The sequence below is a fragment of the Bartonella sp. CR127HXZ genome, from assembly GCF_042194555.1.
Taxonomy (GTDB): Bacteria; Pseudomonadota; Alphaproteobacteria; order Rhizobiales; family Rhizobiaceae; genus Bartonella; species Bartonella grahamii.
On sequence record NZ_JBHIMZ010000038.1, the window covers coordinates 1 to 4,642 of the forward strand.

Below are 4,642 nucleotides of genomic sequence, written 5' to 3' on the forward strand. Positions count from 1 at the left end.
CCTTTATCAAGCAAAACAACGCGCCCATTGTCAGAGAGGATATCACGGTTGATGATGCAGCTTGCAAAGCCTGGTTGGTCGCTGTTTAATGCCGTTTCTAAGATACAGGGGATAGAAGTTCCCATGGCGATGATAAAGTTTCTATTTCCCATGATCCCAGCTCTTGTACCTTCTATTTTTGTAGGCTTTAGAAGTGAGGAAAAACTTTGTGAATCATTATTAGGAGTTTCACTTATATTATTACTATAGTTATTTCTCGACATTTGAGTTGAAGAAGGGGGGGTATTGCTCGTAAAAGCCAATACGGGAGCACGTTGTGCTGCATCAAGTAAAGGATCATGTTCAACTATTTTTTCTGGGTTTTTCGCTGGGGGTGGTAGTGTAATTGGAGCAATTTTTGCTTGTGATTCAGCGGAAACTAATTCTAAGGGAGTAACTGAGTTATTAAAGTCTTGTTTTTTATGAATATTTGCCGTGTCTTTTGATGTTGGTGGTGTTGAAAATATATTCCAAAGCACATATGCGCAAAATCCTACAAAAGCTATAATAATGATTATTTTTTTTGTATCCGATTTTGATGTATTATTTTTGCCATCCCCAATAGATCCTCGATCTTCGATGCTTGATTTATCACTCATGTGTTGTCCCCTTCAATTCCCGCTTATTTAAAGATCTGATGCAACTTTACGTTCAACAGATGGTGAGGTTGTTCCGGTATTTGGATTAACGCCTTTGGGTTGATAGGCTTCGTTAAAGACGCATAGGACGTTTCTTCCCTGTCTTAGGGTGAAGCGTGCGCTAATGGCATGGACTATCACCATGTTGCCTCTTGTGGTTTTGGGAACCAGCGATTCTGTACCGTCATTGCTGACAATGTAAATGGCAGGGATTTCTTGGTTGTCTGGAAATGTAAATGTTGTGGTTTTGCCATTGTCATAAACGGAGGAGGGTTCGAGCACGCTTGATCCTTGAGCGGTGTAAGCCCAATTGCGTGGTCCGTAGGTTTCAGAAGCGTTGAAGACATTATCGATACGCTGGGCTTGTTGTTTTTCTTGTCGCATAAGGGCTGCGAGTCTTCTTTGTTCTGCTTCTTCTTGTGGGTAGCGAAATTTCACAAGGAAATATGTTTCTTGTCCAGAGGAAATTTCCCCATCTTTGATCGTAAGTTCAAATTGATAGGAGCGCTTTGAGCCATCAAGCTTTGTGGTGACGACTTGGAGATTGGTAATGGGTTGGACTTCCCGCGCTTTAAGGAAAAGAATATTGCCAGCGGGGGCGACTTCCCATGCAACGCTGTTGCCAATTGCCACATGGGCAATTTCTTCATTGGGAGAAAATTCTATTTGTACCGATGAGCGTATGGAGCCAATAATTTTTGTGACATTATAAGCATCATAGTTGATAAAGCGAATGCGGCTATCGCTCGGCGCGCGGGTGGGAAAAACACTCGCGTAGCTTATATTCGTCAAAGAAAAGGCAACAGCAATCCTAAGAATGAGAAAAAGAATTTTTTTGTCATGATCAGTTGACCACTTCCGGATCAGTTCTATATTCATTAACGATAAACCCTAGAGGATTTATCAAGCGGTTTTGAACAGAGATAGGGGCATTGGTATATTCAAAGGTGAGTGTTGCAACCCAGTGGGTGATGAATTCTTTGTTGTTGTCGTTGTTACGCACAGTTCTGTAGTAACGCACTTGGGCGACATTTTCATTGATAAAAGAAATTGATTTTATTGTTATTGTAACGGTGGCGTGTTTATAAAGAATTTGAGGACTTTGGGGATTTTTTGCGCCGTACCATCCAGCAAATCTTTCTCGTTCTTCAGGTGAAGAGAGGAGAGAGATGGTTTCGAAGTTATTTTGTGTTTCTTCTACGACGAAACCTTCACGGAAGCGGACATATTTTGCTGCAAAATAGCGTGTGATGGCTTCGTCGACATTTGTTGGACCTTCTTTTAAGGCTTCTACGACTTCAGTGATGCCGGTTGAATTATCAACGCGGATGACAAAGGGTTCTACGGTTTTAAGGGGCGTGAGGGTGATGACCGCGAGAGAAGACATTATTGCAACAGCAACGGCTATGCCGGCGATTGCAAGCGAGATGCGGGTGGTGCGGCGTGAGGCGAGCATGCGATCTTGATCGAACGAGCGTGCTTCAGCAATATATTGTTCTACGGCGTTTTCTTTCATGCTTTTTGCCCGCAATTTTTGTAAGACTTCATTTCTTCGTCCGTTAATTTTTGTGCCAAAAGCGTTTCAAGTTTGCTCTCTTTCACAGATGATTGTGTATTGCCACTTATAATAATAGGTCTTGGAGTGGGCTTCTTCCCTTCCCAATTCCACATTGATCTGTTGAGTGGACGTTTAGAATATCCATCACACTTTGGGAGTGATTTCAGCGTGTTTGATGAAGACATACAGCCACTAAGAAAGAGAAATGGCAAGATAATCCAAATTTTTTTAACTCCCCGCATTTGTAGTATTACCTCCTCTAAATTTTGATGCCAAACCTCTAAAACCAGCAAGAGCACCACGACCAGCTAATCTGCTAGTGTGGTGAGCTAAATGTGTTGAACCTGCAAGAGATGCTCCTCCAGAAGCTAAAGCAGAGGCAATTCCGGGTAAATGGATAAAAAGATAAATGCCTCCGGTTCCAATAATCAAAAATTGAATTACAGAAAACATGATATCTTTAATGTCACCTGAAAGGATATCTATCGCAAGACTTACATATACGTTACCAAGCAAAGTGACTAATACCTGCAAAATGATAAAGTTTGCGAGTTGTCCTAACCATGCTTCTGTAAAACGTCTTGTCGTTGAAAACATATAAAGGCTTATGAAAAGTGGTCCAACCGATATGACAAGAAATGAACCAAGTTTAGCAAACATTGTGACGATAAAGCCAATAGTGCTAAAAAAAGCAGCAATTAATAAACAGATTAAACCAGCAACCCAATTAACAATATACTTCCCCATATCATACCATGCTGTATACTGATTTGCTGCATCAAAAACATGTGCAGAAGCATGTATCATCATATTGTCCCAGACATTTTTATCTGAATTTGCTCCTTGGGTGACATTTGCAATGGCATCAGGCAGATCAGTAAAAAATATGTCTTTGATCCAAGCATTATATTGAGAAGCGTTTGTAGTGAGTGTAACAACGATGGCAAGTTTAGCTGTTGTCGCTATAAAATCCCATAAAGGCATAGAAGAACGCCCATATATAATGTTGTAACCTATAAATGCAATATAGATTATACAAGATGCCGTAAGAGGAGCGGATAAAGAACTTGAAAGATTACTAATGGTCTTATCCATTAAGTCCCCAAGAGTATTCATTAAACGGTCATCTATATCACTGTACGTAGGAACGTAATCCATTAACGACATTGAATATCCTTTTTATTTTTTATAAAAACAACTATTGAGCGTTTCTTTCAGCTTCTTCTTTCTCTTTTTGTACGGCTTTAGCGCGCTCTTTTGCTTCTCGTTCCTCTCGTCTTTTATTTATTTTCTCTAGAGCTTTATTATAATTTTCTAAAGCTCTCTTAGAATGTTCTTCATCAAGTTCCTTAGCGGCTTGTCGCACATTTTGACAATTTTTCGAATTATCAGAAGCCCCACACTTCCATTGAAACTCTCTTATTAAGCTTTCATTTTTTTTAAATTCTTCTACGCTGTAAGTTTTTTCGCAACCAGTCGTGATAAGTCCTATGCAAAGCAGTAATGTTGTTATGATGATCTTGTTCATTTTCAATTCCCTCTTTTTAATTTTTAATGACCACGGATTTTTCTTGCATAGTCTTGGTATCTTTTACTAGATTCTTCTCTAGAACGAATAATTTCAGCTTCCTGTTGAGCTTGCTGAATCATAGAGGCGGCTTGTGTTTGTAAAGCCTCTGCTTGTAATATTGCTTGTATAGCTGCTAATTGTGTTTGAGCATCTTGAACTTCAGCAGCGGTTTTAGCATTTTTGAGTTTTTCAATAATCTTACTAATGGCTTCTTTCTTTTTATCGGCATCTTCGTAAACAGCTTGCCCTGTTGCTGCTTGTCCTACATTGCGATTGTGCAATTTTTCCACTTCTTGCTTGTAAAAGGCATCAACGGCTTCTTTTGATCCACTACCACCCGATGGTTCTTTATATAAAAGTTTTTCCTTCCATTTTTCAGTGTTTCCGCTACCACCCCCAGTACCATCTATTGATTGTTCTAAATGATTAAAATCAGAGGGGAAAGCAGCATTATTCCCTTGTTTGTTGAGCAATTCTTGAAGAGCGGATAAATCAGGTTTTCCATTTAAGGAACTATATAATTGTTTCGCTTGATCGAGTTGGCTCTTTAATTGCTCAAGCTGTTGTTTGCCTTGTTGAACTTGCTGTTCTGCTTTTGCAACTTGTTCTCTCAATTTTTTGGCTTGCTCTATATTTTCCAGCAGTATTTTATAATCAAAGGGACCACCTCCAAATGCATTTGCTTGAGGTCCAAAAGAAATTGCGCAAAGAGCTGTTGCCAATAAAAGTTTTTTCATTGCTTTGACCTTTCTTGAAAAATAGGAAGCCATTTTTCTGGAGATTGTCCAACTTCATCCATAATGGTCTCTAGGAGTTCAATATTCTTGGTGGTGCCAC

7 protein-coding genes are annotated in these 4,642 nt (G+C 39.6%); all 7 read right to left on the minus strand.

Annotation, left to right across the window (positions count from 1 at the left end):
* Positions 1–638, minus strand: a 638-nt coding sequence (locus ACFIKY_RS08835) for a TrbI/VirB10 family protein (protein ID WP_375647940.1), incomplete at its 3' end; no start/stop codon positions are given.
* 27 nt (positions 639–665) lie between these two features.
* Positions 666–1,556 carry a P-type conjugative transfer protein VirB9 gene (gene virB9, locus ACFIKY_RS08840; protein ID WP_375661723.1) on the minus strand — a complete coding sequence of 297 codons (891 nt, stop codon included), beginning with the start codon at positions 1,554–1,556 and terminating at the stop codon, positions 666–668.
* On the minus strand, positions 1,522–2,193 hold the full coding sequence (locus ACFIKY_RS08845; RefSeq protein WP_375612435.1) for a virB8 family protein: 672 nt from the start codon (positions 2,191–2,193) through the stop codon (positions 1,522–1,524). The genes virB9 and ACFIKY_RS08845 overlap by 35 nt, the downstream gene beginning before the upstream one ends.
* Positions 2,190–2,477, minus strand: coding sequence for a type IV secretion protein VblB7 (locus ACFIKY_RS08850; protein ID WP_375612434.1), 288 nt, complete (start codon positions 2,475–2,477; stop codon positions 2,190–2,192). The genes ACFIKY_RS08845 and ACFIKY_RS08850 overlap by 4 nt, the downstream gene beginning before the upstream one ends.
* The gene (locus ACFIKY_RS08855) at positions 2,464–3,402 is read right to left on the minus strand and encodes a type IV secretion system protein (protein ID WP_375641257.1); all 939 of its coding nucleotides are present in this window, start codon (positions 3,400–3,402) and stop codon (positions 2,464–2,466) included. Before ACFIKY_RS08855 ends, ACFIKY_RS08850 begins: the two co-directional genes overlap by 14 nt.
* A gap of 31 nt (positions 3,403–3,433) precedes the next feature.
* Positions 3,434–3,763 carry an EexN family lipoprotein gene (locus ACFIKY_RS08860; protein ID WP_375612432.1) on the minus strand — a complete coding sequence of 110 codons (330 nt, stop codon included), beginning with the start codon at positions 3,761–3,763 and terminating at the stop codon, positions 3,434–3,436.
* 23 nt (positions 3,764–3,786) lie between these two features.
* Positions 3,787–4,542, minus strand: coding sequence for a type IV secretion system protein (locus tag ACFIKY_RS08865; protein ID WP_375634908.1), 756 nt, complete (start codon positions 4,540–4,542; stop codon positions 3,787–3,789).
* Positions 4,543–4,642: the final 100 nt, after the last annotated feature.

Coding starts and splice junctions, on each gene's coding strand:
- virB9 (WP_375661723.1), bottom strand. CDS start 1,556: ATGAATATAGAACTGATCCGGAAGTGGTCAACTGATCATGACAAAAAA.
- ACFIKY_RS08845 (WP_375612435.1), bottom strand. CDS start 2,193: ATGAAAGAAAACGCCGTAGAACAATATATTGCTGAAGCACGCTCGTTC.
- ACFIKY_RS08850 (WP_375612434.1), bottom strand. CDS start 2,477: ATGCGGGGAGTTAAAAAAATTTGGATTATCTTGCCATTTCTCTTTCTT.
- ACFIKY_RS08855 (WP_375641257.1), bottom strand. CDS start 3,402: ATGTCGTTAATGGATTACGTTCCTACGTACAGTGATATAGATGACCGT.
- ACFIKY_RS08860 (WP_375612432.1), bottom strand. CDS start 3,763: ATGAACAAGATCATCATAACAACATTACTGCTTTGCATAGGACTTATC.
- ACFIKY_RS08865 (WP_375634908.1), bottom strand. CDS start 4,542: ATGAAAAAACTTTTATTGGCAACAGCTCTTTGCGCAATTTCTTTTGGA.